Consider the following 26,137-nt stretch of genomic DNA (forward strand, 5'->3'; position numbering starts at 1 on the left):
TATTTCAGATGGTTGGACCCGGCTAATAAATTGTCCTTTTGGCTTCGGCATACAACCGTTCAACGACTTTTTTATCCCAGGCTTTATGGGGCGCAGGGGTTTGGAATCCTTCTGCGCGGAACAGCCGGATAACGTCATTGGTGGTAAATCCTTTTTCCTCTTTCAGCCAGATGATGTTTCTGAGCACCAGCCGATAATAATTATCATCCGTGACAGAATTATCCGTGTCCCCTTGTTGCTGCGACGCCATGAGCTGGGAGATCTTTTTTTGCTGGCTGTTCATCATGGTACTGAATATGCGGACCTGTTCCTTGACCTTGAACAGGTCATTTTTCAAGGAGAGAATTTCATTTCTATACGTTGTGACAAAATCAACAAGCTCTTCCATGAATGCATCAGGAACTTCTTCTGTGGGCTGCTCAGGTTCCTGGGCATAAGATGTCGGTTCAACTTCTTCGTCTACAATTTCAAAGGGCTGTTCAGGTGCTTCAAAGGTCGCCCTTTCAATTTTTTTCAGTTTATCCAGCTGGTTGTCTGCTCTTTTTTTGGCAAACACTTCAACATCAAGTAATGAAGGTCTCTTATTTTTCATAGCACTGGCTCCTTAAATAGTATTTACCATCTACCGGTCAAGAATAGACAGAACCTCCTTGGCAAGGGAGCGGATCTCTTCTGCGGCACTGTCCTTGCCGGAAAATTCCGACACGTTCTGGCCGTAAATCAGGGAATATTTATATGCCATCCGGTTTGCGATTTTAGTTTTCAATATATCAAATTTATACGTTGATTTTAATACTTGCGCAAGCTCGCGCGCCATGACTGAATTTGTTTGAATACGGCTGAGCAGGAAATAGGGCTCAATGTTCGGATTTAGTTTCCTGGCTTCGTTGATCAGGTTTACCGTAGTTTTTGTACTGCGGATATCAAGGGGAGAATCCTGTACGGGAATGATGATAAGATCAGAGCATACCGTTGCAACCGTCACAACTTCATTGTCATGGGGCGGCGTATCAATAATGGCAAAATCATAATTCTTTTCACATTCCTCAATGGCCTGATACAGATTTTCGTAAATGGCTGCAACCTTGATTTGCGCCGTTTCCCCCTGATCATCGCGAATTTCGGCTGTTTCATAGCAACTGCCCTGGGGGTCCGTGTCAAAGATGATGACCCGGTACTGCTGCAATGCAAATTCAATGGCAAGATTTAAAACAATGGTGCTTTTTCCACAACCACCTTTCTGGTTTGCAAGTGTAATAATTTTCATGATGATACCATTTGCCACTTTTTAATTTGTTAGGGGAGACAAAACATGCAAAATCATATCGTGGCTTGTTCCGGCTTGTCAATAGAACATTTCGCATGGGAAGTGGGACTTCGTAATTTAAGAAAAATGGTCCCGCATTTTTTGTTGAAAAGGGCGGAACCATACGAGTTTTAATAAATTGAAAAAGTGTTAAGACGGACGGGCCACAAGGACAGGGACCTTTGATGCGTGGATGACTCCCTGGGCTGTACTGCCTAACAGAATATCCTCAATACCCTGGTCTCCGTGGGTGCCCATGATGATCAGATCAAAATTTCCCTGGGCCGCAGCTTGGGTGATTTCCTCCACCGGATCCCCTGTTTTGATCATTATGCGGTCCTTTGACAAGGGGCAGAATGAAATTTCCCGGACCACCTTTTCTGATGTGGTTCGGATACGTTCCCCAAGAATTTTTTCAGCATTTTCAACGGCATCCCGGTTGAACTCTTCCTGTTTTACGGGGTCCTTTATGGTGACACCGGCGCCTGCCGAATATTCTGCCAAAAGATCCGGGACCACATGGATGGCCCATACCTTTGCGTTGAATTTGTTGCCGATGGCACAGGCATAGCGGGCCGCATATTTTGCCGTGGATGTGATGTCCGTGGCAAAGAGGATTTTTTTAATGTCGGCAACCATGGAGATTTGAGATTCTTCCCGGGCATCGGGGGCCGGTTCCGCCAGGTTTTGGGGCGCTGTTTTCAACGGCGGTTCCGCGTCCAAAGGAACCGGCCCGAATATTTTATCCGTCAGTTTAACATACCAGGCCGCAGACTGGACCTGGATGATATAGGCCACAGCCACGACCAGGGCAGCCGAGGCCCCTTGTTTGCCGAATGCATTTATGGCAATGGCCAGGGCAATGGAGAGGTTGCGCATGACTGATCCGTAAACAAGGGCAATGGCATCCCCCCTGGGCAAAAGCCATTTGCCCACAAGGCTGCTGAAGGTGAAGTTGAATCCGTAAATGATCACCAAAGGGATAAGGATGTAAGCAAGCATGCCCGGGGCTGCGGCAATGGCCCGGGCCTTAAGCGCCATGGCAATGAACACGATGCCCACAACACCCAGGGTGGACAGCGGCGGAAATTTGGGTGCCACTGATGTTTTGAATCCCTTTTCCCCGTGTTTTTTTACCAGGTGTCTGCGGGTCAGGTAACCGGCTGCCATGGGAATGAATACAATGACCACGATCTGTTTAAAAATACCTGCCATGTCAATTTCAATGCTTGTACCCATGAGCATGCGGACATATAAGGGCGTGGCAATGGAGCCCAGGGTCAGGCCGATAACCGTCATTTTTACGGCAGCCGCCAGGTTGCCCTTGGCAAATCCGGTCCAGGAAATGGTCATGCCAGACGTGGGTACGAGCCCTGCCAGAAGCAACCCCAGGGCCATGTAAGGCTGGTTTTTAAAAAAGATCAGACCCATTATATAGGCCAGGAAAGGAACCACGCCAAAGTTGATCACCTGGGTGAGCACCTGGGCCTTGACGTCTCCGCCCTCAAATACCTTCTGGATATTCAGTGTCACCATCATGGGGTAAACCATTAAAAAGGTGAACGGAATAATCAGGGTTTTTAAAAAAGCGGCATCCATGAAAATGCCGAATATAAAACCGGCCAGCATCATTGCCGGAATCGCCAGGGTCAGATTTTTACTCATTTTCTGCAGCAGTTTCCACATCATTGAATTGTCCTTTTGTATTAAAGGGTAAGCTAATAACGTCCCAAATTCATTAATCCAAAATTTATGCCACGGACTTACTATAAAAATAAAATTAGATTAACACATTGATTTTATATCGTATATTTTTATTTTATCCATAAACGAATACAGGAAAGGAGACGATGCGTTACCATTTGTAACGCATAGGGTTGCGTAGTAACGATACGCTGTGTTAATGAACTCCGGATTATATTTTTTTGTTCAGGCTTCTGGTCATAGTCGTCGTTAAATGATGAAGGAGTGGTTAAATGATGAAAAAGAAATTCCAGCGTTTTCTATACCATTATCTGTTTCCCTATGCGGGGGTGTTTTTTGTCAGGCTTTTGTCAGCCACCTACCGGATCAGGATCGTTGATCCGGACAATGAACAGGACATTTTAAAGGCCGGGGGACAGCTGGTTTATGCCTCATGGCACCAGCGGTTTTTCCCGGGGATCACCTTTTTTTCAACCCGAAAGCCCATTGCCATTATGATTTCCCGGAGCCGTGATGGTGAAATGGCGGCCCGGGCTGTGAATATTCTGGGCTGGCGGGCGGTGAGGGGATCTTCATCCCATGGGGGCAGGCAGGCCCTTGAAACCATTAAATGTCTGGCCGGGCAGGGGTACAGGATAGGCCACATCGTGGATGGTCCCCAGGGCCCGTTCGGTACGGTGAAGCCCGGTCTGATCCGCATTGCCCAGTATGCGGGTCTGCCCATTGTTCCCACCATTACCTCCGGGCAGAACCTGTGGATTTTCAATTCCTGGGACCGTTTCATGGTGCCCAAACCCTTTTCCCGGGTGATCATCCGGTTTGGTTCACCCATCCATGTGCCGGAGGATGATATGGGGCAGGGCGGATTTGAACAGATGCAGGCGCGCGTGGCCCATGCCCTTAAGCAGCTCTATGAGGAGACCGATGCGGTCTGGCAGGATGACACACGGATAAAAGAAATTTTCGGTTAATCACCATCTGGGAAATTCGGGGGCAGAATATGGATCATATCCTGCCCCCGAAAATTTTTGTCTTGTTTTATAAAAAATCTAAAATGTCACGAAATGCGTTGATCATTCGTCTGCTTCTTCCGGCATATTAAGTTCAGCCAGATCCGGTCCCAGATATTTGCGTTCACCTTCACCAAGTACGCCCAGGGCAAACGCAAGCAGTGTCCACAAATGAAGGACATGGTAATGACATTCATAGTGTTCGGCAAGTTTATGGATTTGATCATGGCAGTTATGGCAGGGGGTAACGCAGTACGCTGCACCGGTAGCCACGATCTGATCCTTTTTGATTTCACCGTATTTCAAGCGCTGTGCATTGAAACCGGATTGCAGGTATCCGCCGCCGCCGCCACAACAGAAATTGTTGGAATAGTTCGGCTGCATATCAATGAAATTTTCTTCGCCAACGCAGGCTTTGACAACAAATCGTAAATCTTCCGCCAGGGGATCACCAAAGCTTTTACGAACCTGTTGACAGGGATCCTGAACCGTAAATTTAACTTTCAGATCTTTGTTCCAGTCGGAGCTGGGTTTCAGTTTGCCTTCCCGGATCCATTTGGCATAGTATGGAACCATGGGAGCAATTTCAAGATTGGTTTCTATACCGAATTTTTGCTGACCCTTCCAGACGGAAAAGGTGGAATGGCCGCATTCGGTGTTTAAATACACCTTGCAACCCAGGTCCATGGCAGATTCAAGGGTGTTTCTTGTAACTTTTTCCCAGCATTTGTCATCTGCAAGGAACATGCAGTAGTTTTCACCACCCCAGCCCCGTGTGGCATAGGTCCAGTCTGCACCGACCATATGCAGGATCTTCCACAGTGGAACCATCTCTTCTGGTTCCACGCCCGGTTCACGGGAATTCTGGCTTAAGAAGAAGTGTGCCCCTTCTTTATTGACCGGTGCTTCAAGATCTTCCCAGCCCGGCTGGTCTTCATGAACTTCGTCAAGAATGTCCCCAACCACCCATTCAAAATCCTCTTCAGAAATGCCCATGGCGCTGCCGCAGGAGTTTCTAAGGGCCATATCACAGGAACCTACGATGCCTTTGGGCCTTTCTTCCCGGGGCCATAACTGCCGGGCCTCAAACACCATTGCCGCGATGTCGATATTCATCGGGCAGACATAAACACACCGCTGACACTGGGAACACATCCACACCCATGGGTGCTTGGTCAGTTCTTTGTCCATGCCCAAAGCCACCATTCTGACAAATTTGCGCGGATCCATATTTTCAAGACCGGTTGCCGGGCAACCGGAAGCGCATGCGCCGCATGTCAGGCACATATTGAGATTGACACCATTCGGCAGTTTGTTCATCAGTTTTTCTTTGAACGCTGCCTTTGTTCCTTTATCGAGTTTTATTGCCTCGGTCATAACGTTCTCCTTTGAAAAGGGTTGCTTTTTAGATCTTAATTTTTTTACATTAATCTTTTTACATCAGCATTGTTTTAAATCCCCGATGTCCGCTGACCGTCAGCGTATCAACCGGCCACAAGCCCGCAGAACACCTTTCTCAGGTATTTCTGGGGAATGGATGCCAGGCACTGATCGTCAAAATCCGGTTCCCGGTCCGGGGACCGGACTGTTTGAAAATCAAAGGGTTCCGGGGTGTCACAAATGGTGAAGGAGATCATTTTTATTTCAGTACTTTGGGGCTGTCTTTTTGAATTATTATTCAGCCAGGCATCACAGCTTTCGTGATCCCCTGCATGCATGACGTAAATGATCTGTTTGGTGCGGATGCAGATCAGACGGTATCCTGCACCAAGGTCATATTTCCAGCAATTTTTCACCCGGGCATCTGAACGTGCCCTGAACAGCCCGGCTGCCTGGGATGTCTGGCCTTGGGTCATGGCCTCAATGATTTTTCTGGCACGGCCTGCTGCAATGAATGGCGCATTGGCCTGCCCTTCCATTGCTGTAAGCTGTCTTTCCAGTTTGGGATGAAGGAGGACTTCGTCAGCCATACTTACCCTCCGGTTAACTGCCGCATGTCCCGCCGCTGCAACCTGTACATCCGCCTGCCGGTTTCAGGCCGGAGTCAAGGCGAAAGCCGGTCCCTGCGAAATCAATCTCCACAGGACTTGCCTTTTCCAAAAGATCCTTATCCATGACGTATTCCACATCATCAAAGGTAAACACGGCATCTGTACTTTTTTTCTCGTCCAAAGCCATGGCAAGGCTTGGGCCACCGCATCCGGCAGTGTTGAGAAAGATTCTGACGGGCGCAATTTCTTTGCCTTCAAAGTACATCCTGACCTGTTCCTGGGCAGGCTTACTGACATTGATCATCATGACTGAACTCCTTATATCTTTTACTTTCCGGTAGCAACAATTATCCAGTCTACACCAGAAACGATTCAAGACCTATATAAAATAAGGATTTTTGGCAAATTGAAAATCCTTATGAGCTTATATTTCTTTTATAGCTATTTTCAATTTTTTACATGGCCGATTCCGGATCAAAAATAAGGATGATTCGGCCCTGGTACCGGGTTTCTTTCCTTACTAATTGCTGGTACGAAGTTTTTCCCAGTATTTTTGATAAATTTCAATGGCCTGTCCCACATCATTCTGGAACTCGCCCTGTTTGATGATCCCCGCGTCAGGAAAGATGGTCCGGCTGCTGCTGATGTCCGTATCCAGCAGGGCAATGGCCGGGGTCACCGGGGTGGGGTACCCGTACTCCTCAACACAGGCTTTGGCCACTTCGGGGGTCATCATGAAGTTGATAAACGCATGGGCGCCCTTGGGGTTTCTTGCCCCCTGGGGGATGACAAAGCTGTCCACCCAGAAGCTTGCGCCTTCTTTGGGGTATACATACTGGATTGCCGGATTTTCTTCCCGGGCCATCCATGCCTCACCGTTCCAGATCATGCCGATGCTGACCTCGCCTGCCAGAAAGGGAAGACGCGGGGAGTCGGAGTTGAACAGCAGCACATTGGGCATCAGATCCTTGAGCAGCAGGTACGCCTGTTCAATCTCTTTGGGATTCGTGGTGTTGCCGGAAAACCCTTTAATGCGCAGTGCCATGTGAAACACTTCCCGCAAATCGTCCTGGAGCAGCAGTTTCCCTTTAAATTCCGGTTTCCATAGATCCTTCCATGATGTGATCTGTTCTTTGGGGATTTCGTCGGTGTTCACGGCAATGCCGGTGGAGCCCCACATATAGGGAATGGAGTAGGCGTTGTCCGGGTCATAATCCTTGTTCAAAAGTTCCGGGTCAAGATTTTTCATATTGGGTAAAAGGGCGTGGTCCAGTTTCATGAGCATACCTTCCCGGCCCATCTTTGAAACAAAATAGGTTGAGGGTACGGCCACGTCATACCCGTCTTTTTTGATCAGCTTGAGCTTGGCATACATGGTCTCATTGCTGTCATAGGTGGTGTAAACCACTTCAATGCCGGTCTCTTTGGTGAACTGTTCAAGCACTGATTCGGGCAGATATTCTGTCCAGTTGTAAATAAAAATTTTTTCTGCGGCCTGGGCCTGAAGGGCGGCAAGCAGCAGCACGGCGGCAAGGATAATAAGGGGTTTAAATCGTGTTTTCATGGTTTTTTTTCTCCTTCAACATTAATTGACTGACAATAACCAGTGCAAGGGAGAGCAGGACCAGAAGCGCGGCAAGCGCATTCACTTCGGGTTTGACTCCCACCTTAACCATTGAAAAAATTTTCAAGGGCAGTACATCGTAACTTGGACCCGTGACAAATGAACTGATGATGACATCATCAAGGGAGAGGGTAAATGCCAGAAGCCAGCTTGAGATAAGTGCCGGCCGCATCATGGGCAGGATCACCCGGGCGAGAATATTTTTTTCCGATGCCCCCAGGTCCCGGGCCGCATCAAGAATGTTGGGATCAAAATCCTGCAGTCTTCCCGTGATGGTCATGATGGCAAAGGGCAGGCAAAAGGTGATGTGGGAAAACAGCAAAGACCAGAACCCCAGGCCAATGCCCAGGGTGACGAAAAGAACAAGAAAGGCAATGGCAAGGATAATATCCGGGGCCATCATCAGGGTCATGCTTGTACCCTGGATGACTTTTCGTCCGAAAAACCGGTACCGGTTCAGCCCGATGGCGGCAAGGGCGCCAATCATTGTGGCCAGGCTGGCCGCGCATACGGCAATGACCACGGAATGGCGGGCCGCCTCCATCAGAGAGTGGTTTCCCAGCATGGCCGTGAACCATTTAAAGGTAAATCCCCCCCATTTCATGCCGTATTTGTTCAGATTGAACGCATTGACAACCAGCACGCTGATGGGCAGATAGAGATAGAAAAATATGCCTGCAAAGTAAAACAGCCTTAATATATTCATCCGCTGATTCCCTTCCCCCGGCCGAAACGGCGTAACAGCAGCCCGTATCCGATCAGCATCACTGCCATGAAAATAATAAGGACAATGCTGGTTGCCGAGCCCAGGGGCCAGTTCCTTGCGTTGAGGAACTGCTGCTGGATCAGGTTGCCCACAAGCAGCTGGCGTGCACCGCCTAAAAGGGAGGCCACATAGAAAAGACCCATGGTGGGTACAAACACCATGACACAGCCGGCCATGATGCCGGGCAGGGTGAGCGGAAAAATGACCTTGATAAACGCGCTGGCAGCGCCTGCGCCAAGGTCCCGGGCCGCTTCAACCAGCTGGAAGTTGAGCTTTTCAATGGTCGCATACAACGGCAGCACCATGAAAGGCAGCATCAGATAAAAAAGCCCTGCCACAACCGCATAATCAGTGTACATGATTCTCAAAGGGGTGTGGATGAATCCCAGACTTAAAAGGGCTTTATTGAGTATCCCCTGGGTACCCAGCACCATGCGCATGGCATAGGTCCTGACAAGGGAGTTGGTCCAGAAGGGAATCATCAGAAGTACGAGGACTGAGGTGCGCCATCTCGGCGGCATCCTGGCTGTGTACCAGGCAAAGGGATAGCCCAGGCCCAGGCATAGCAGCGTCGTTATCAGTGCCAGTTTAACGGAACGGATGAAAACGATAATATAGCTGGGATCAATAAGCAGCTGTGAATACGCTTTCAGACTGAAAGAAAGACGAACCAGATTTGCCGGATCCATGGTCAGAAAACTTGTAATGACAAGCAGCACCAGAGGAATAACACCGAAAAGGATAAACCATCCTGAGATCAGCACGATGATGCTGAACCGGGTTTTGCTATCAATTTTCATCAGGCAAAACAACCTCCCAGCCCTTAACCCAGGAAACATATACCCGTTCGCCTACGCTGTAGTCAAAATCCGGGTCATCCTCATCAAAAAACTCGCAGGCTGTCAACAACGGACCGTCATCAAGACGGACCAGTGTATCAAGGGTGGACCCCCGGTAACTGCGTTCAACAATGCTGCCGGCAAAGGTTTTTATCTCCTTTGGGGGGTGCTCATAAAGCCTTAAATCCTCGGGCCGCAGCAGCAGCACGACCTTGTCATCCGGCTGGAACTGCCGCTGGGTGTGGGCCGTGATCTGCCGGCCAAAGATGGTGACCTCCACCTGGCCTGAATCGGAAACCGTGCTGATTTTCCCCGGGAAAAAGTTGATATCGCCGATGAATCTGGCAACATAAAGATTTTCAGGCTCCTCGTAAACCTGGCGGGGGGTGCCAAGCTGGGCAATCCTGCCCTCCTGCATCACCAGTATCCTGTCCGACATGGACAAGGCTTCTTCCTGGTCATGGGTGACAAAAATAAAGGAGATGCCAAGCTCCCGCTGGAGTTTTTTCAGCTCAAGCTGCATTTCCCGGCGCAGCCGTGCATCCAAAGCAGAAAGCGGTTCGTCCAGCAGAAGAATCCTTGGCCGGTTGACAATGGCCCGGGCCATGGCCACCCGCTGTTGCTGGCCCCCGGAAAGCTGATGGGGATACCGTGCGGAAAAATCATTCATCTTTACCTGTTCAAGGGCTTGATTTACCCGTGTCTCAAGTTCCCTGCCGTTGATTTTTTTAATTTTCAGGCCAAAGGCAACATTATTGAACACAGTGAGATGAGGAAACAGGGCATAGCTTTGAAATACGGTGTTTAACTTGCGTTTTTCCGCAGGCAGGGACAGCAGGTTTTTTCCGTCAAGGAGGATGGTGCCGGTGTCGGGCTTTTCAAAACCGGCAATGATGCGCAAAAGCGTTGTTTTCCCGCATCCCGAAGGACCGAGAAGTGTAATAAACTCACTTGCTTTTACTTCGAGGTCAAAATCCTGAAGAATCTGCTGGCCGGAAAAAGATTTTCCCAGTCCGCCAATAGAGAGCACCGATTCCACCAGCATCTCCTTTGCCTGTATTGGTGTAAAATGTGTTTAGGTTACAGTGATATAGCTTTTTTGTGTTTTAAAAAAACGAGTTTTAACGTATATTATTCTTCATCCATTTGTCAATTTTAAAGACGCAGATGCCCAGGGCGATCGCGGCCAATATATTTACCTGTATTGAATTTCCATGACCGATATTTTATTTTTGATAAAAATAAGCCCGAAACAACGCAAAAAAGGAGAATTTAATGGGGGCAGATGTATTTTTTATGGACATGACCGCCACATCAAGGGAGAATCTTCCGGCCAAACTGGAACGATTGGTAACCACGGCAGGACTTCATGCTGTTCTGGAGAAAAACGATCTGACAGCGGTCAAGGTGCATTTCGGTGAACAGGGAAATACGGCCTATATCCGGCCCGTTCTTATCCGGAAAATTATCCGGGCCATCAGAAAAGCAGACGCCACACCTTTTCTGACTGATGCCAATACCCTTTACGTGGGAACCCGGTCTGATGCCGTATCCCATATCAAAACCGCCGTGGAAAACGGGTTCTCCTATTCATCCATGGACGGGGCCCCTTTGATCATTGCCGACGGACTGTTCGGAAAAAGCGAGACTGCTGTCCAGGTGGATCTCAAACACAACCGGGACGTGTTTATCGGTTCGGAAATTATCAATGCCAACGCCCTGGTGGCTTTGGCCCATTTCAAGGGGCATGAACTGTCCGGATTCGGTGGCACCCTTAAAAACCTGGGGATGGGATGTGCATCCCGCCGGGGCAAGCTGGACCAGCATTCCAATGTAAGTCCTAAAATCAAACGCAAAACCTGCATTGGCTGCGGCCTGTGTGCCCGGCACTGCCCGGGGCAGGCCATAACCATTGAGAACAAAAAGGCCTATATGAATAAGGCGGCCTGTATCGGGTGTGCCGAATGCATTGTCCGCTGCCCCACCCAGTCCATCACCATCAACTGGAACCAGGATGTCCCCGTGTTTCTTGAAAAGATGATGGAGTATACTGCCGGTGTGCTGAAAGACAAGGCCGGCAAATGCCTGTTTGTCAATTTTATCACCAATGTCTCCCCCAAATGTGACTGCCTGCCCTATGCCGAATCCCCCATCTGCAACGATATCGGTGTGGTGGCATCCTGCGATCCCGTGGCCATTGACCAGGCCAGTGCAGACCTTGTCAACCAGGCCCAGGGGTTTGCGTCTTCGGTGCTGACCACCCACCTGGACCCGGGGGAGGACAAGTTCAAAGGACTTTATCCGTACGTAGACTGGGAACACCAGCTTGCGTATGCCCAGGACATTGGCCTTGGCGTAAGACAATACAACCTGGTCAAACTGGATACCCTGGCATATAAAAATCCAGGGGTCCACGGTTAGCCATGTACCTGGCAAAGATAAAAAAAGACAGGCAGACCACCTATATCTTGCGGGAATCTGTCAGACAGGGTGAACAGATGGTGGCCCGGGACATTTTAAATCTGGGGCCCTGCCCCGGGGCCTGGATTGATTATCCCGGCGGCAATGCCTGGTATTTAAGCCCGGATCTGGAGTCAAGGATTTCAAATCTTGCCGGCACCTTTGACAGTGAACAGCTTGAAGACCTGTTCCGGCCGTTTGTCCGGCCCGACATCCGCAGAGCCACCCAGACGTTCTGGCAGCGCTCTTTCAAGCAGTATACGCCCATGACCCGGGCCCAGAAAGAAACCATTGAAAGACAGGTTCATGCCTTTGACAAACGCCGGGCCCATTTTCTTAAATTCGGCAATATGGACCAGGGCCCCCTGGTGAATATGCCGGCAGTGATTTTCAGACAGCTGCACAACAAGTCCCGGGATGAACTCGAGCAGTTTTTCATGGAACAAGAGCGGGCGTTGCGACAAAAAGATCTGAAATCCTATGTATATACGGTGCTTGATCTGCATCGCTTTTTCAAAAGGTTCATGGCCAAGCAGATGCCCCATGCCCTGGACCAGGATAAGGTGGAAGCATTTTTTATCCAGGAGTTATGCCTGTTGAACAAGGATCTTTTCGGACTGACCAGCCATCTGAATGAATACCTGATCCGGTATGCAGTCATGTTTTTTGATCACACTTACGGGGATTCGGTATTGCTGGATGATATGGTTAAAGATTTTCAGTTCCGTCAAAGAAGCCGCTGGTTTAAGCAGCCCGGTGCCACCCGGCAGCTTGCGTTATCCCGGGCATTCAAGATATTTAATCTCACGGCCCAGGTCCTGGCATCCATGGACAAAAAAGACCTGACCCGGGAATTCAGACGTCTTGCAAGGCAGCATCATCCGGACAGGGGCGGCAGCCACGACAGGTTTGTGGAACTGAGCAACGCCTATCAGGCATTGCTTGAAAAGATCTCATATCGATGAACAACCCGGAATTTAAAGAAAGAGGGTTCAGGTGCCACGCGTTTTCCAGGAAAAAATAATTGTGCTGCTTTTACTTCTGCCGGGCCTGTTCTTTTTTTTACCTGGCTTATGCCCGGCCGCCCGGAACCCGGACCCAGATCTGACTGAATTCTCCATTGAAGAACTTATGGACATCAAAGTCACTTCCGTGAACAAAAAAAGCCAGCGGCTGTCTGACAGTGCTGCCGCTGTTTTCGTGATTACCCGGGAGGATATCAGGCGCTCCGGGGCCACCAGTATCCCTGATGCCCTGCGCATGGCCCCGGGCGTGAATGTGGCACGCATTGATGCCAACAAATGGGCCGTAAACTGCAGGGGATTTAACAGCCGGTTCTCCCCAAGTCTTCAGGTTCTTGTTGACGGCCGAAGTGTTTATGCCCCAAGCTTTTCAGGCGTTTACTGGGAAGTAACAGATGTGCTTCTTGAGGATGTGGACCACATTGAGGTGGTCCGCGGCCCCGGGGCCACCATCTGGGGATCCAATGCGGTGAATGGGGTGAGCAATATTATCACCAGGCAGGCCCATGATACCCAGGGCGGTTTTGTACAGGCTTCTGCGGGATCAGTGGAAAAAAATATGGTGGCCGCAAGATACGGCGGGTCCACGGGTAAAGACAAATTCTGGCGGATTTATGCCAAACACAGGGCCAGAGATGAATTTCAGCGTCTTTCCGGGGAAGATGCCGGTGATGACTGGCAGACCAATCAGGCTGGATTCCGCATGGATTCCCAACTGTCGTTGGCCGATAATTTTACCCTCCAGGGGGATATCTACGACGGTCATATCCACCAGGATCTCTATCTTTACAGTCAGGTGTCGCCATACATGGATGAATTTCCCGTAAAAACAGATGTTTCCGGCGGTAACATCATGGGCCGGTGGACAAAGGTCTTTTCCGGAACATCGGAAATATCTTTGCAGATGTACTATGATGCCATGCAGCGTTCCGAAGACATCCTCAACGAAGACCGGCACAACGTTGATGCACAATTCCAGCACCGGTTCGGGCTGGGTTTTGGAAACGACATGATCTGGGGATTTCGGCTGCGGAAGACTTATGATGATTATTCAGGCTCAAAAGTTGTCTTTATGGATCCTGTCAGCACAAGCGAGCTTCTGTACTCGGCCTTTATCCAGGATGAAATCTCTTTACTTGGGGATAAAATCAAACTGACCATGGGCTCAAAATTTGAGCACAACGATTATACCGGTCTTGAAATTCAGCCATCCACAAGGCTGTTGTGGGCACCCAGTGAACACCACAGGGTGTGGACTGCCATTTCCCGGGCCACCCGGATTCCCTCCCGGATGGAGGCCAATGCCCTGATCTACATCTCCGGACGGGATATTTCAGGTATCCCGATGTATTCAAGATTTTTAAACAATGAGGACCAGACAGCGGAAACGCTTTGGGCCTGGGAAGCAGGATACCGCTTTATCCCGCAATCCCGCCTTTTCATTGACCTGGCACTGTTCTTCAATGATTATGAAAATCTAAGAATCTATTCACCGCAAGGTTCCGCCTATTTTGACGCCGGGAACCGAATACTTATCCAGGACATTGTGCTGAGCAACATGTCCAATGCCCGGTCCTGTGGGGCGGAAATTGCAGTGGATCTGGCCACAAGCAGGAACGTCAAATGGACCCTGGCCTATTCACTGACCTACCATGATTATGACAATGACGGAGATTTCGAAATCGATTTTGGATTTACAAAACACCAGGCCTCCTTGAGGGGCCGGTTTGATTTGACGGAAAATCTGACCCTGGACGCCTGGCTTCGATACGTGGGCAAAACCAACGCAACCTACGGAATTTCGTTCACGGATAATGTCATCTATGAAATTGGCGACTACACCACCCTGGACCTGCGCCTGGGATGGAAGATCCGGCCGGATCTGGAATTTTTCCTGATCGGGCAGAATCTGCTCCAGGACAGCCATCTTGAATTTGTCCAGGAAGCATTCAGTTATCCCGTGGAAGTCCCGCGCAGCGCCTATGCCGGCCTGACATATAAATTCTGAAGCCCGTTGTATTTCCCATGACAATAAAACAGGTGCGATCCTTAAAAAATAAAATAATAAAAATATGCATATCTGCATGTGCCTGTCAGTTTCTGGTCTGTACCGTCATTGAAACCGTCCGGTCACAGCACCTTGGAGAATATACGGTCAAAGCCGCCTTTGTTTACAATTTCACCAAACTCATTCAATGGCCTGAAACTGCTTTTGACAGTGGCGGGAAAAATTTTAAAATCGCGGTGTTCGGTGATGAACATCTTAAAGAGGACTTCCGGACCATTGACGGCAAAACCAGTGCCGGACGCATCATATCCGTCCAGTATCCTGACCCCAAAGCCGAAGACGATAAAGGCGGTTATAAAAAAACGCTGGCAGAAAGTCAGATTGTATTTATCAGCAGACATACGCGTCTGGAACAGGTTTCTAGGATTTTAAACGATATTGGGAACAGGCCGGTTCTCACTATCGGTGAAGATAAAAATTTCAGCCGGGTCGGGGGTATTATTCAGTTTTTTACACGGAATGATCATCTCCATTTTGAGATCAATATTAAAAGCGCCGAGGCACACCAGCTCAAATTCAGTTCCAGGCTGCTTAAACTGGCTATCATCGTAAATGAAAAATAATGAAATTTAAGAAACAATCAAACCATAACGCCGTTTCCATCAGGACAAAACTGATCCTGACACTTGGATTTACGGCATTGCTGGCCCTTTTTATGCTGGCCGGTTCCATGGTGGCCTATGAAACCTATACTGCCAGACGCAATCTGGTTGATGAACTTGTATCCATGGCAGATTTGGTCGCGTTGAACACTTCGGTTGCCATGATGTTCAACGACCGGAATGCTGCATCAGAGGATTTAAGCGCCCTGTCTGCAAAACAGGGCATTATCGGCGCAGCCCTTTACGACACCTTTGGCACCCTTTACGCTGATTTTTCAAGGGGCCCCATTCCCATTGACGCCCTGGCCCATGAAGTCAGACAGATATGCAAGCCAGGCATGTCCCCAATGGAGATATTTACTGCCCGGAAAATGCTCAGCGGGTTTACAAACGGCCATGCCCATGTGATCCTGCCGGTCAATTTCAAAGGTAATTTCCTAGGTGCCATTCATCTGATTGATGATATGCAGCAGCAGAAAACAAGGCTGTATGCCTATTATCTGATTGTTGCAGGCATTGTCATCATCACGTTGGCAGTGATCCTGATTCTGTCTTCCAAAATGCAGTCCATCTTCACCCGGCCATTATTTGGTGTTATTGATTCCATGGGGCAGGTGACCCGGCAAAAGAATTATCAGGTCCGGGTAAAACAATACAGTGATGATGAATTCGGTGTGCTTGTGGCGCAGTTTAACCAGATGATTGAAGAGATCCAGGCCAGGGACCAAGCACTGAATGCATACAGTTCAAGCCTTGAATCCCGGGTCAAACAAAGAACTCTGGACCTTACCCAGACCAAGGAAGAACTTGAATCCACGGTCATTCGTCTGGAAAAGGCCCAGAAAAAAGCAGAAGAAGCCAACCAGGTAAAATCCCAGTTCCTTGCCAACGTGAGTCATGAGATCAGAACGCCCATGAACGGCATTCTCGGCATGACCGAAATCCTGCTGGCGTCCAGACTTTCCAGTGAACAGAAAAAATTTGCGGTCAATATTCAAAAATCCGCCCAGGCCCTGCTTGAGATCATCAACGATATTTTGGATTTTTCCAAAATTGAAGCAGGAAAGCTTGAGATTGAATCCATTGCCTTTGACCTGGGCAGCCTGCTGACGGACATTAAAACACTTCTGATGTCTGCAGCCAGGGATAAAAACCTGAATCTAACCCTTGATATCCAAAAGGGGTCGCACCTTTTCCTGATGGGAGACCCCACAAGGATCCGGCAGGTGCTGATCAATCTTGTGGGCAATGCCATAAAATTTACAGAAAAAGGCGGCGTAGCCATCATGGTGTCCACATCCCTGCCGGAGGATAGTGAATTTCAAAGCTTTACCGGCAAGGGGGACAGGGTTGGCCTGACCATCTCAATCAAAGACACCGGCATCGGCATCCCGACTGAAAAACAAAAACTTGTATTTACACCCTTTTCCCAGACTGATGCCTCTTTTACGCGCAAATACGGGGGCACCGGACTTGGCCTTGTCATTTCATCGGACCTGGTGTCACTTATGGGAGGTACCATCAGGTGCATCAGCAAACCAGGGCAGGGAAGCATATTCTCCTTTGTTCTTCCTTTGAAAAAGGCAGAACAACGCCTTGGAGAGAAGTCTTTCGCTGGTCGTGCCCGGCCCCCAAAGACGGACAAGATCAATCTCCATGTGCTGGTGGCCGAAGACAATATCACCAACCAGGAGGTTTTTTCAGGCATGCTCAAGGCCTTTGGATGCAGGGTGGATATTGCAGCCACGGGTGTTGATGCCAGGGATAAGTTCATTTCTCTAAAACCGGACATCATCCTCATGGACTGCCAGATGCCGAAAATGGACGGTTACCAGGCCAGCCGGGAAATCAGAAAACATGAACTGACTCTTGGCACCCATACCCCCATCATCGCCATCACCGCCCATGCCATGACGGATGACCAGGACAATTGCCGGGATGCAGGCATGGACGATTTTCTGACCAAACCCTTCATGATGGAAGATCTTTTGGAAATACTAAAAAAATGGACGCCTCATCATCCCTAATCAAAAAGTGTGATATCGCCCGGTCTTTCCAGCTGTTCCTGAATCCGGTTCCGTTTTGCCTGTTCTGCTGCTGCCAGCGATTTCATGGATGGCACGCGCTTTAAAAAAACGTCACCCGTGGCAATGTGAAAAAAAATTTTACGTGAATCATGACCCCCGAAATCACGACCCAGGATCTTAATTTTTTCCGCCCGGAGGAAATCAACCACGAATTCTGCATTTTTTACCCCCACGGCATTTTCCCGGGACACGGCCATGAGCAGATTTGCCCCGCCAAAGGTCTTGGCAACCAATTTTTTACGGTTTCCACCCAGCTGCATGATGGCGTTGATCAACAACTCCATGGCATTGATGCCATAACGGGCAGAGGCATCATACTTATTAATATCCGGATTGAACGGCATGAGGATGTGATTCATCCCACCGATTTTTTTTTCCGGATCATACATGCACACCGCCACACATGAGCCGAGTACGGTATGGATGACAACATCCTGGCGGCTGGCAAAATAGTCTCCAATACCGATGGAGATTTGATTTACCGTCCGCTTAAAGGGTGCGGCATTTTTTGAGTAAGGCGTCTGCAATTTTATCCAAAGGAAGAATGCTGTCCACAGCATTCAGTTTTATGGCCTCATTGGGCATGCCGAACACCACGCAGGATGCTTCATCCTGGGCAATGGTGTAGGCCCCGGCCTGTTTCATTTCCAACATCCCTTTGGCACCGTCATCACCCATCCCGGTCATGAGGAGGCCCAGGGCATTTTTTCCGGCATACCGGGCAGCTGAACGAAAAAGAACATCCACCGAGGGACGGTGGCGGGACACCAGCGGGCCTTCCCGGATCTCAACATAATACCTGGCACCGCTTCTTTTAAGCAGCATGTGCTGATTGCCGGGGGCAATGAGCACATGGCCCCGTAAAACAGTATCGTTATTTTCCGCCTCCTTGACAGACATAAGGCAGGTTTTATCCATGCGACTGGCAAAGGCCCTGGTAAAATTGGCAGGCATATGCTGAACCACAACCATACCGGGCATGTCCCGGGGCAGACTTTCAAAAAGAATCCTTAACGCTTCTGTGCCGCCGGTTGACGCACCCACGGCAATGACGGTTTCCGTGGTTTTGTCCATGGCTTTGCAGGGAGGGCCGGGCAAAATGGCATCTGCGGTCAATTTTGGAGAGACTTTAATGGGTGTTACATGCTTGCGCACCGTGACCGTGACCATGGCAGCCGCCTTGACCGTGTCACAGATTTTAATTTTTGATTCTTCAAAAAATTTTCTTGTCCCCAGGTTCGGCTTTTCAATCACCTTCACGGCCCCGCTTTCCAGGGCTGACAATGCGACCTGGCTCCCCTGGGTGACCAGGGTCGAACAGATGATAACAGGAATGGGATGCTGGGCCATAATTCTTTTCAGAAACGTAATCCCATCCATACGGGGCATTTCAACATTCAGTATAATGACATCCGGAACTTCATTGCGCATCTTCGAGGCCGCAACGATCGGATCCTGTGCCATTGCCATGATCTCAATTTCCGGATCAGAGGTCAGCACCTCGGACAGCGCGTTTCGGGCCAGTGCGGAGTCATCAACAATAAGTACTCTAATTTTTCTCCCCATCGCAACCTTCTTCTTTTATTCTCTTTGATCACTGCCCTTTTTTTGATAAATAGTTGTTTGAACTGATTTTAAAGGAAAGTCAGCGTGCTGGATAATTTCTGAATGCCCCATGAAAAGAAAGCCCCCGGGCTTTAAATGATTTAACAGCTTGTGCAGGATCTGATTCTGGGTTTGCTTTTCAAAATAAATCATTACATTCCTGCAGAATATAATATCCATCTGATCAATACCGGTATACCGTTTATTCATCAAATTCAACCGGAGTAACCTGACCTTGGATCGGAGTTGGGGGACAATTCTGACCGTATTTTTACACCGGTCCTTGCTTCGCAAAAGATATTTTTTTCTCAGCGCCATGGGTACCGGTTCAATATCATCATGGGGGTATACTGCTTTTTGGGCAACCATCAACACCTCTGTGGAAATGTCTGTCCCTAAAATGCTGAAGTCTATTTTTTTATCCTGCTGTTGTGCATATTCAGACAGCACCATGGCCAGGGTATAGGGTTCATGGCCCCGGGAGCAGGCAGCACTCCATACATACAATTTTTTGAACCCGCCAGCGGGCAGGGAAGAAAGCAGTTCAGGCAATGCCTTTTGCTTTAAAAAATCAAATTGTTTGGATTCTCTGAAAAAATCGGTTTTATTGGTTGTCACCTGGTTGATAAAATAGGGCAGTTCATATTTTTGCCCCCCGGGGCTGAACAGGTACGCACAATATTCTTCATAAGAGGACATATCCAGGGCACTTAAGCGTTTACGCAAACGGGATTCAACCATACCTCGCTTGGCATCAGGCATCTTGATGCCCAGTTCAGCGTGTATATAGTCGCCTAACCGTCTGAAATCCGCCATGGCAAGCGAGGGGTGAGACGGGAGACTCATAATCTGCCACTCTGGGGTACGAATAGCAGGGTATTACGCCTACTCATTTTTTTCTTCCTCGGCATTTGCACCCTCGGATGTTTCGGGCACGGGCATATCATCAGCAGCCTGGACAATGGCAAGCTCCTGGGCGGAAAAAACTTTTGTCGTTTCAAGAATGATTATAAATTCCGTATCCTTTTTTCCCATCCCCCTGATAAATTCAGTCTTGAGCCGGGTACCGATCCTGGGAGGGGGATCAATCTGTTCGGGGTCAAGGCTTATCACTTCCAGGACCGAATCCACCAGAATACCAAGGATCGTCTGTTCGTCGTCAAGAATCACCTCAATAATAACAATGCATGTTTCCTTTAAAGATGTTGCCTTTTTTAGACCGAATTTAAGTCTTAGATCCACAACCGGAACCACCCCACCCCTCAGGTTGATGACCCCGCACATGAAATCCGGCATCTGGGGTACTTTGGTGATCGGAATGATATCAAGTACCTCACGAACCGTTGTTATGTCCATGGCGTAAATTTCATTGTCCAGTTTAAATGTCAGGTACTGGCTTGTCCGGATGATACCCTGTACACTCATTGATCCTCCTATATGATTAATATGTTAGGCGCTTTCCAGAAGAACATTGGTATCTAAAATCAAGGCCACGGTGCCGTCCCCCAGGATGGTGGCCCCGGATATATCCTTGATATTTTTGAAGGCCGGGCCCAAAGGTTTTATCACGGTCTGATGTCCACCGATCACATGGTCCACGACAAAACCGATACGACTGTCATTTACATCAGTAATAACGATATGTTCCTTCTCCGGACGACGGTTTCCCATGTGAAAACGGTCCCGAAGGCGGATATAGGGCACCATATCCCCCCGGACATTGAGAATGTTCCTGCCGTTGATCATCTCGATTTCCTTGCTCTTAATCTCAACACATTCCTCAACAGACATCAAAGGCAGTACAAAGAAATCATCGTCAATGCTCACAAGCAGACCGTTGATAATAGCCAGGGTTAAAGGAAGGATCAGCGTGATTTTGGTCCCTTCACCAGGCACACTGTCAATATCAATGCGCCCCCTCAAGGACTCAATGGTTCTTTTGACCACATCCATACCCACACCGCGGCCGGATATACTTGTCACTTCCTTGGCTGTGGAAAATCCTGGCGCAAAAATCTGGGCAAATATTTTTTTGTCGGATAACTCTGCATTTTCAGGGATCAACCCCTTTTCCACAGCTTTTTGCCGGATGGTATCGACATTGAGTCCAGCGCCGTCATCCTGGATGGTAATGACCACATTGGTTCCCTTATGGCGGGCGGACAGGATAATCGTTCCTTTTGCGGGTTTGCCCTTGAGTTCTCTAAGCCCGGGAGGTTCCACGCCATGATCAAGACTGTTGCGGATCAGATGTATCAGGGGATCATCAAGGCGTTCAAGAACGGTTTTATCAAGCTCTGTTTCCGCGCCATGGGTAACCAGCTCAATCTCCTTGTTGAGCTGGGAGGACAGATCCCGCACCAGACGCCGGAACTTGTTGAATGTGGTGCCGATGGGCATCATCCTGATATTGAGCACACTGTCCCGAAGCTCACCGGTCAGGCGCTCAATCTCCTCCACGGATTCACCTAGGTCTGTATCCTCCCTGTTTGACGCCACCTGGGTCAGCCGGGCCTGGTTAATCACCAGTTCGCCCACCAGGTTGATCAGCTTATCAAGCCTGTCTGACGGCACACGCACGGTTGATGCGGCAGCGGATTTATGCATTTTGGAGACAACCGTCTGCTCGTTCAGCGCAGACTTGATCTTTTCCTTGGAAAGCGCACCGGATTCCACCAGTCGCTCACCTATTTTTTTCCGGGTACCGAATTGCTTGTCCAGGGTTTTTCTGTCAATATCACCCCGTTCAACAAGAATATCACCCAACCGCGGCCCAGGCATCTGCTCGGATGTAATCACTTCCTCTTCAACGGTTTTAATATCGATTTTGCATTTATCTTCCACAAAGACGAAAACATCCTTGACAGCATTGATACGTTTGGCCGTGGTTAAAATTATATCCCAGAAAAGATAGCATGACTCCGGGGAAAGATTTTCCAGATCCGGTACTTTCTCGGTCTGGGCCACGACGCTGCACTCCCCCATATCTGCAAGATCATAGAGCAGTATGACCGGATCCATGCCGGTGAAAAATATATCCGGATCAGGTGAAAACCGAATACGGTAAACCGCTTGGTTTTGCTGAACCGGCTTAGCCGGCTCCGAGGCTTGTTCCGGCGTTTCTTTTGGGGGATTTTCATCTGGGGCGGCAGCGCCATGGGAACTCAGCAGGGCTTTAAGGGAAGCAATAATTTTTTCGCCTTCCCGGGGATCTGCCGGCGGGCCATCTCCGTTGGCTTCGGCAAGCATGGCCGTGATGCGATCCCGTGACACCAGGATCAGATCGATAAGCGTCTTGGTGACGGGAACCGTTCCGTTTCGAACTTTATCCATAGCTGTTTCAACATGATGGCTAAACTCGGCAATGGCATCAAATCCGAACATGGATCCGGATCCCTTGATGGTATGCATGGCGCGAAACAGCCGGTTTACCGCTTCCTGATCCCCGGGATTTTCTTCAATATCCAGAACCGCATCTTCAACACCTGATAGAAGCTCTTCTGCTTCATGGCAGAATTCTTCAATGAATCTGTTGGATTCATTCATAGTATCCGTCCTTTAAAATAGATGCTCAAGTGATGGATATACATGTTCAAGATGAAAACTGTCTTATCTTTAAGCACAATTGGATTAACGAAGAATTCTTTTTACCAGGGCAAGCAACTGCTCGGGTTTAAACGGTTTCACAATCCACCCTGTGGCCCCGGCAGCCTTGCCTTTTTGTTTCATTTCCGTCTCAGCTTCGGTTGTCAGCATAATAATGGGCATAAACTTGAATCGGGGCATGGACCGGACCCATTCAATCAACTCTAATCCATTCTTGTTGGGCATATTCAAATCCGTCAACAGCATGTCAACATGGATGCCGGCGAGTTTATCTGCCGCATCCAGCCCATCCTCAGCTTCAATGACGTCATAGCCGGCCTGGTTTAATGTAAAACTGACCATCTGTCTGATACTGGTTGAATCATCCGCCGTCATAATGACTTTTGCCATTCTTTAATCCTCCTTCAAAACACAGGGAAAGTCTTCCGCTTCCAGTCCCAGCCCGGTTAGCATATCCTGAACCGACGGGGAGTCTCCTGTGACATTAAATGTTTTATTTAACATTTCAGCTGTTTTCCTGGCGGATAAAAGAAGCTGAATCCCCAGTGTATCGCATTCGGTGACGCCATTAATATCTAAAATAACCCCTTGATGATTTGTAAATCCCGTCAATAAACGATCTTTAATATCTCCTGCGTTGTAAGCAGACAGGGATCCCTCAATTTTTATCACCAAGTTGCCGTTTTTATCTTGATTCCCGGAAATCATGTGTGCTCCTTGTCTGATTTCACTGCTGTTTTTTTAAATATACGCCAATCAAAATTTTGTGTCAAAAAAGTTCAATATTATCATCCAGAGAAATTGAATAGCCATTACAATTTTTCTCCATAATGTCGGCTATGTTCAAGGAATGATGGCCTGCTTTTTCCAGTATTATTGCAGCCTGGCTGCCGATGGCGTGAAGCTCTTCACTATCGTACGCCACCACGTATTTCGCAGCCGGCGCTAATAAAATAATTTCAATTAAAAGCCGGAATGTCCTGATTCATGATTCGTATTGACAATAAAACCCCCGTACAGATATAATTTTAAGTCTTTCAATTGTATCACTTTAAAATTAATAATGCCTTCAAGGCAGGCCGTTACGAAAATAAAATTTATCCGTACGAAAATTATGATATTTGATGGGTGAAATAAAAGTCTTGTTTTTTTAAAAAATCACTTCATCTGTAAGGAGGATTAGGATGCGTTTTAAAGATTTTAAGATCAAAAGAAAAATTATCATAATCGTTATTCTGGCAATTCTCATTTCAGTCGGCGTTGTGGGGAGCTACTCCCTTTACAGCACAATCCACCTGGTCCGCGAAGATATTGCAGCCTTTGAAAAAGAGTTGATGGATGAAACCAGACAAAAGCTTATAGACTTGGTGGATTCGGTCTATACCATGGTTGTAAAGGTTCATAGCCAGGCCGTTAATATTGAAGATATAAAAAAGAGATATGGTGCAGAATTGAAAAATCTTGTGGAAGTTCCTTATTCCATGATCAATAGGGCATATACACAAGCCCGGAAGGGATCCTCCTCTATTAGCGATCAAAAAATGAAAACAGCCCAGAAAAAGATTGAGTCCGAAATTGAAGCGTTGCGCTATGAGAACGGCAACTATTTCTGGATCAATGACACAGATTCCAAAATGGTTATGCATCCCATCGCACCGGATTTGAATGGAAAAGACATTTCCCGGCTTACCAAAAACGGGAAAGTCATTACGGCAATAGGAACCGATACCCCTTTATTCGTGGAGTTTGTACGCCTGTGCAAGGAAGCGGGAGAAGGATATGTCGGCTATCTTTGGCCCGCTCTTGATGATGACAACAAATGGGTGAAAAAACTGTCCTATGTCCGCTCCTTCAAGCCATGGAACTGGATCATCGGTACCGGTCTATACGTTGACAAAGCTGAAGCAGATGCACAAAAAGTAGCCATAAACATTGTTTCTGATATGAAATACGGGGACAATGACTATTTTTACATCATGGATACCCAGGGCAATGTTCTGGCCCATTTAAATCAGGAAACCGTTGGCACAAATTTTATGGATATTAAAGATTCCTCGGGGAGATTTGTTTTCAGGGAAATTATTGCGATGGCCAAGTCTGATGGTCAGGGCCTCATAAATTATACCTGGCCTAAAATAGGATCTGAAAAAGCTGAACCCAAAATCGGATATTTCAGATACTTCAAACCCTGGAACTGGATTGTTGTCACAGGCGTATACATTGACGGGGTGCAAAATAAAATCCTGGAGAAAAGAAAACAACTCAATAATCTGGTCCGAAATCAGATTCTTTTAACGGCGGTTACTATTGCCATACTTATACTTGCGGCTTTTTTCTGGGTAAGATTTATGGCAAGAAAATACATTGAACTTCCCCTTTCCCAGGGTGTTGATGTGGCAAACAAGCTTGCCCAAGGCGATCTGAACGTTAATATTGAATCCAACAGTGAAGATGAGATTGGAGATCTTCAAAAGGCCATCAAGAATATGGCGGCATCGCTTACGGATATTGTCGATGAGGTCCAGAATGCTGTAAGCAACGTTGCTGCCGGCAGCGAAGAACTCAGCGCCACATCTGAACAGATGTCCCAGGGTGCCACGGAACAGGCGGCCTCTGCGGAACAGGCTTCCGTCGCCATGGAGGAGATGTCCGGCAATATTAGACAGAATGCAGAGAATGCCCGGCAGACCGAGCGATTAGCTGTCCAGGCCGCTGAAGATGCCGAGCAGGGGGGGGGCGGCTGTGGCCAAAACCGTTGCGGCCATGAAAGAAATTGCCGCCAAGATCCTTATTATCGAAGAGATTGCAAGACAGACCAATATGCTGGCGTTAAATGCCGCCATCGAGGCGGCCCGGGCCGGGGATCACGGCAAGGGATTTGCCGTGGTTGCAGATGCGGTCAGAAAGCTTGCCGAGCGCAGCCAGACCGCAGCCAGTGCAATCAGTAATTTGTCCACTTCCAGTGTTGAAATTGCTGAAAATGCCGGTGAAATGCTCAACAAAATCGTTCCGGATATCCGCAGAACATCCGAACTGGTTCAGGAAATCAATGCGGCCTCTGCGGAACAGAGCACAGGTGCAGACCAGATAAATAAATCCTTGCAGCAACTGGATCAGATTATCCAGCAGAATGCCAGTTCTTCCGAGGAGATGTCCTCAACCGCAGAAGAGCTCTCTGCCCAGGCAGAACAGCTCCAGCAGGCAATTTCTTTCTTCCGGATTGGAGACATGAAAACCCGGGGGCAGGTGCTGCAACAGGAAAAATCCGTATCCAAGACAGATCGGACAGACTGCAGCCGGGAGAGCCGTAACTCAAAAACCATTACCAACAGCCAAGACGCACTGGGTCAGGTTCGGGGCGTTGTGCTGGACATGGGGGAAGATTGCCTGGATGATGATTTTGAAAAATACTAGACATGATTCGTGCCGGGTATCCATCTAATCGCT

The 26,137-nt window shown here is 48.4% G+C and carries 24 protein-coding genes and 1 pseudogene; 8 read left to right on the forward strand and 17 right to left on the reverse strand.

Annotated elements, in window-relative coordinates:
• Nucleotides 1-22: 22 nt before the first annotated feature.
• The 3 genes from Q366_RS06050 to Q366_RS06060 form a co-directional block, all read right to left on the reverse strand.
• On the reverse strand, nucleotides 23-592 hold the full coding sequence (locus Q366_RS06050; RefSeq protein ID WP_035237305.1) for a hypothetical protein: 570 nt from the start codon (nucleotides 590-592) through the stop codon (nucleotides 23-25).
• Between the two features lie 30 nt (nucleotides 593-622).
• On the reverse strand, nucleotides 623-1,267 hold the full coding sequence (gene parA, locus Q366_RS06055) for a ParA family partition ATPase (RefSeq protein ID WP_035237307.1): 645 nt from the start codon (nucleotides 1,265-1,267) through the stop codon (nucleotides 623-625).
• Between the two features lie 189 nt (nucleotides 1,268-1,456).
• Complete coding sequence (locus Q366_RS06060) at nucleotides 1,457-2,995, reverse strand: universal stress protein (protein WP_245619886.1); 1,539 nt, start codon at nucleotides 2,993-2,995, stop codon at nucleotides 1,457-1,459.
• A 287-nt stretch (nucleotides 2,996-3,282) separates the two neighbouring features.
• Between Q366_RS06060 and Q366_RS06065 the strand changes: the two genes are divergently transcribed.
• A complete protein-coding gene (locus tag Q366_RS06065) occupies nucleotides 3,283-3,981 on the forward strand; it encodes a lysophospholipid acyltransferase family protein (RefSeq protein WP_035237309.1) in 699 nt (232 codons plus the stop codon).
• 102 nt (nucleotides 3,982-4,083) lie between these two features.
• Here Q366_RS06065 and Q366_RS06070 read toward each other — a convergent pair whose 3' ends face one another.
• From Q366_RS06070 to potA, 7 genes are all read right to left on the reverse strand, one after another.
• Complete coding sequence (locus Q366_RS06070) at nucleotides 4,084-5,397, reverse strand: (Fe-S)-binding protein (protein ID WP_035237311.1); 1,314 nt, start codon at nucleotides 5,395-5,397, stop codon at nucleotides 4,084-4,086.
• A 107-nt stretch (nucleotides 5,398-5,504) separates the two neighbouring features.
• Complete coding sequence (locus Q366_RS06075; protein WP_035237313.1) at nucleotides 5,505-5,990, reverse strand: hypothetical protein; 486 nt, start codon at nucleotides 5,988-5,990, stop codon at nucleotides 5,505-5,507.
• Nucleotides 5,991-6,003: 13 nt separating this feature from the next.
• Nucleotides 6,004-6,318, reverse strand: a complete 315-nt coding sequence (locus Q366_RS06080) for an IscA/HesB family protein (protein ID WP_342668581.1) — start codon at nucleotides 6,316-6,318, stop codon at nucleotides 6,004-6,006.
• 213 nt (nucleotides 6,319-6,531) lie between these two features.
• Complete coding sequence (locus Q366_RS06085; RefSeq protein ID WP_035237315.1) at nucleotides 6,532-7,575, reverse strand: extracellular solute-binding protein; 1,044 nt, start codon at nucleotides 7,573-7,575, stop codon at nucleotides 6,532-6,534.
• Nucleotides 7,559-8,341 carry a spermidine/putrescine ABC transporter permease PotC gene (potC, locus tag Q366_RS06090; protein WP_035237317.1) on the reverse strand — a complete coding sequence of 261 codons (783 nt, stop codon included), beginning with the start codon at nucleotides 8,339-8,341 and terminating at the stop codon, nucleotides 7,559-7,561. The genes Q366_RS06085 and potC overlap by 17 nt, the downstream gene beginning before the upstream one ends.
• Nucleotides 8,338-9,201 carry a spermidine/putrescine ABC transporter permease PotB gene (gene potB / locus Q366_RS06095; protein ID WP_035237319.1) on the reverse strand — a complete coding sequence of 288 codons (864 nt, stop codon included), beginning with the start codon at nucleotides 9,199-9,201 and terminating at the stop codon, nucleotides 8,338-8,340. The genes potC and potB overlap by 4 nt, the downstream gene beginning before the upstream one ends.
• Complete coding sequence (gene potA / locus Q366_RS06100) at nucleotides 9,191-10,285, reverse strand: spermidine/putrescine ABC transporter ATP-binding protein PotA (RefSeq protein WP_035237321.1); 1,095 nt, start codon at nucleotides 10,283-10,285, stop codon at nucleotides 9,191-9,193. Before potA ends, potB begins: the two co-directional genes overlap by 11 nt.
• Before the next feature lie 230 nt (nucleotides 10,286-10,515).
• Between potA and Q366_RS06105 the strand changes: the two genes are divergently transcribed.
• The 5 genes from Q366_RS06105 to Q366_RS06125 all read left to right on the forward strand — a co-directional run bounded on the left by Q366_RS06105 (nucleotide 10,516) and on the right by Q366_RS06125 (nucleotide 17,419).
• The gene (locus tag Q366_RS06105; RefSeq protein WP_035237323.1) at nucleotides 10,516-11,661 is read left to right on the forward strand and encodes a DUF362 domain-containing protein; all 1,146 of its coding nucleotides are present in this window, start codon (nucleotides 10,516-10,518) and stop codon (nucleotides 11,659-11,661) included.
• Nucleotides 11,662-11,663: 2 nt separating this feature from the next.
• A complete protein-coding gene (locus tag Q366_RS06110) occupies nucleotides 11,664-12,665 on the forward strand; it encodes a DnaJ domain-containing protein (RefSeq protein ID WP_035237325.1) in 1,002 nt (333 codons plus the stop codon).
• A 61-nt stretch (nucleotides 12,666-12,726) separates the two neighbouring features.
• Entirely contained in the window at nucleotides 12,727-14,730 is a 2,004-nt protein-coding gene (locus Q366_RS06115) for a TonB-dependent receptor plug domain-containing protein (protein ID WP_245619887.1), read from the forward strand.
• 17 nt (nucleotides 14,731-14,747) lie between these two features.
• Nucleotides 14,748-15,353 (forward strand): YfiR family protein, encoded by a 606-nt coding sequence (locus Q366_RS06120; RefSeq protein WP_035237327.1) that lies wholly within the window; start codon nucleotides 14,748-14,750, stop codon nucleotides 15,351-15,353.
• The gene (locus Q366_RS06125) at nucleotides 15,353-17,419 is read left to right on the forward strand and encodes an ATP-binding protein (protein ID WP_035237329.1); all 2,067 of its coding nucleotides are present in this window, start codon (nucleotides 15,353-15,355) and stop codon (nucleotides 17,417-17,419) included. The genes Q366_RS06120 and Q366_RS06125 overlap by 1 nt, the downstream gene beginning before the upstream one ends.
• Here Q366_RS06125 and Q366_RS06130 read toward each other — a convergent pair.
• The 7 genes from Q366_RS06130 to Q366_RS06160 all read right to left on the reverse strand — a co-directional run bounded on the left by Q366_RS06130 (nucleotide 17,416) and on the right by Q366_RS06160 (nucleotide 23,398).
• Entirely contained in the window at nucleotides 17,416-18,006 is a 591-nt protein-coding gene (locus tag Q366_RS06130) for a chemotaxis protein CheD (RefSeq protein WP_035237331.1), read from the reverse strand. The two genes, Q366_RS06125 and Q366_RS06130, sit on opposite strands and share 4 nt — an antisense overlap.
• Nucleotides 17,969-19,045, reverse strand: a complete 1,077-nt coding sequence (locus Q366_RS06135) for a protein-glutamate methylesterase/protein-glutamine glutaminase (RefSeq protein ID WP_035237333.1) — start codon at nucleotides 19,043-19,045, stop codon at nucleotides 17,969-17,971. Before Q366_RS06135 ends, Q366_RS06130 begins: the two co-directional genes overlap by 38 nt.
• A 15-nt stretch (nucleotides 19,046-19,060) precedes the next feature.
• The gene (locus Q366_RS06140; protein WP_035237335.1) at nucleotides 19,061-19,930 is read right to left on the reverse strand and encodes a CheR family methyltransferase; all 870 of its coding nucleotides are present in this window, start codon (nucleotides 19,928-19,930) and stop codon (nucleotides 19,061-19,063) included.
• 39 nt (nucleotides 19,931-19,969) lie between these two features.
• A complete protein-coding gene (locus tag Q366_RS06145; protein WP_035237337.1) occupies nucleotides 19,970-20,509 on the reverse strand; it encodes a chemotaxis protein CheW in 540 nt (179 codons plus the stop codon).
• Nucleotides 20,510-20,533: 24 nt separating this feature from the next.
• Complete coding sequence (locus Q366_RS06150; protein ID WP_035237339.1) at nucleotides 20,534-22,630, reverse strand: chemotaxis protein CheA; 2,097 nt, start codon at nucleotides 22,628-22,630, stop codon at nucleotides 20,534-20,536.
• A gap of 84 nt (nucleotides 22,631-22,714) precedes the next feature.
• Complete coding sequence (locus tag Q366_RS06155; protein ID WP_035237341.1) at nucleotides 22,715-23,080, reverse strand: response regulator; 366 nt, start codon at nucleotides 23,078-23,080, stop codon at nucleotides 22,715-22,717.
• Between the two features lie 3 nt (nucleotides 23,081-23,083).
• A complete protein-coding gene (locus Q366_RS06160; protein WP_035237343.1) occupies nucleotides 23,084-23,398 on the reverse strand; it encodes an STAS domain-containing protein in 315 nt (104 codons plus the stop codon).
• A gap of 626 nt (nucleotides 23,399-24,024) precedes the next feature.
• Between Q366_RS06160 and Q366_RS21910 the strand changes: the two are divergent.
• Both Q366_RS21910 and Q366_RS21915 read left to right on the forward strand, forming a co-directional pair.
• Nucleotides 24,025-25,140: pseudogene (locus Q366_RS21910) on the forward strand (cache domain-containing protein); the annotation flags it as partial.
• Between the two features lie 313 nt (nucleotides 25,141-25,453).
• The gene (locus Q366_RS21915) at nucleotides 25,454-26,104 is read left to right on the forward strand and encodes a methyl-accepting chemotaxis protein (RefSeq protein WP_245619888.1); all 651 of its coding nucleotides are present in this window, start codon (nucleotides 25,454-25,456) and stop codon (nucleotides 26,102-26,104) included.
• Nucleotides 26,105-26,137: the final 33 nt, after the last annotated feature.

This window comes from Desulfobacter vibrioformis DSM 8776 (assembly GCF_000745975.1).
Classification (GTDB): Bacteria; Desulfobacterota; Desulfobacteria; order Desulfobacterales; family Desulfobacteraceae; genus Desulfobacter; species Desulfobacter vibrioformis.

Coding starts and splice junctions, on each gene's coding strand:
- Q366_RS06050 (WP_035237305.1), bottom strand. CDS start 592: ATGAAAAATAAGAGACCTTCATTACTTGATGTTGAAGTGTTTGCCAAA.
- Q366_RS06125 (WP_035237329.1), top strand. CDS start 15,353: ATGAAATTTAAGAAACAATCAAACCATAACGCCGTTTCCATCAGGACA.
- Q366_RS06085 (WP_035237315.1), bottom strand. CDS start 7,575: ATGAAAACACGATTTAAACCCCTTATTATCCTTGCCGCCGTGCTGCTG.
- Q366_RS06120 (WP_035237327.1), top strand. CDS start 14,748: ATGACAATAAAACAGGTGCGATCCTTAAAAAATAAAATAATAAAAATA.
- Q366_RS06145 (WP_035237337.1), bottom strand. CDS start 20,509: ATGAGTGTACAGGGTATCATCCGGACAAGCCAGTACCTGACATTTAAA.
- parA (WP_035237307.1), bottom strand. CDS start 1,267: ATGAAAATTATTACACTTGCAAACCAGAAAGGTGGTTGTGGAAAAAGC.
- Q366_RS06070 (WP_035237311.1), bottom strand. CDS start 5,397: ATGACCGAGGCAATAAAACTCGATAAAGGAACAAAGGCAGCGTTCAAA.
- Q366_RS06135 (WP_035237333.1), bottom strand. CDS start 19,045: ATGGGGAGAAAAATTAGAGTACTTATTGTTGATGACTCCGCACTGGCC.
- potA (WP_035237321.1), bottom strand. CDS start 10,285: ATGCTGGTGGAATCGGTGCTCTCTATTGGCGGACTGGGAAAATCTTTT.
- Q366_RS06155 (WP_035237341.1), bottom strand. CDS start 23,080: ATGGCAAAAGTCATTATGACGGCGGATGATTCAACCAGTATCAGACAG.
- Q366_RS06080 (WP_342668581.1), bottom strand. CDS start 6,318: ATGATGATCAATGTCAGTAAGCCTGCCCAGGAACAGGTCAGGATGTAC.
- Q366_RS21915 (WP_245619888.1), top strand. CDS start 25,454: ATGAAAGAAATTGCCGCCAAGATCCTTATTATCGAAGAGATTGCAAGA.
- Q366_RS06075 (WP_035237313.1), bottom strand. CDS start 5,990: ATGGCTGACGAAGTCCTCCTTCATCCCAAACTGGAAAGACAGCTTACA.
- Q366_RS06065 (WP_035237309.1), top strand. CDS start 3,283: ATGATGAAAAAGAAATTCCAGCGTTTTCTATACCATTATCTGTTTCCC.
- Q366_RS06110 (WP_035237325.1), top strand. CDS start 11,664: ATGTACCTGGCAAAGATAAAAAAAGACAGGCAGACCACCTATATCTTG.
- Q366_RS06140 (WP_035237335.1), bottom strand. CDS start 19,930: ATGAGTCTCCCGTCTCACCCCTCGCTTGCCATGGCGGATTTCAGACGG.
- Q366_RS06160 (WP_035237343.1), bottom strand. CDS start 23,398: ATGATTTCCGGGAATCAAGATAAAAACGGCAACTTGGTGATAAAAATT.
- Q366_RS06105 (WP_035237323.1), top strand. CDS start 10,516: ATGGGGGCAGATGTATTTTTTATGGACATGACCGCCACATCAAGGGAG.
- Q366_RS06060 (WP_245619886.1), bottom strand. CDS start 2,995: ATGATGTGGAAACTGCTGCAGAAAATGAGTAAAAATCTGACCCTGGCG.
- Q366_RS06150 (WP_035237339.1), bottom strand. CDS start 22,630: ATGAATGAATCCAACAGATTCATTGAAGAATTCTGCCATGAAGCAGAA.
- potB (WP_035237319.1), bottom strand. CDS start 9,201: ATGAAAATTGATAGCAAAACCCGGTTCAGCATCATCGTGCTGATCTCA.
- potC (WP_035237317.1), bottom strand. CDS start 8,341: ATGAATATATTAAGGCTGTTTTACTTTGCAGGCATATTTTTCTATCTC.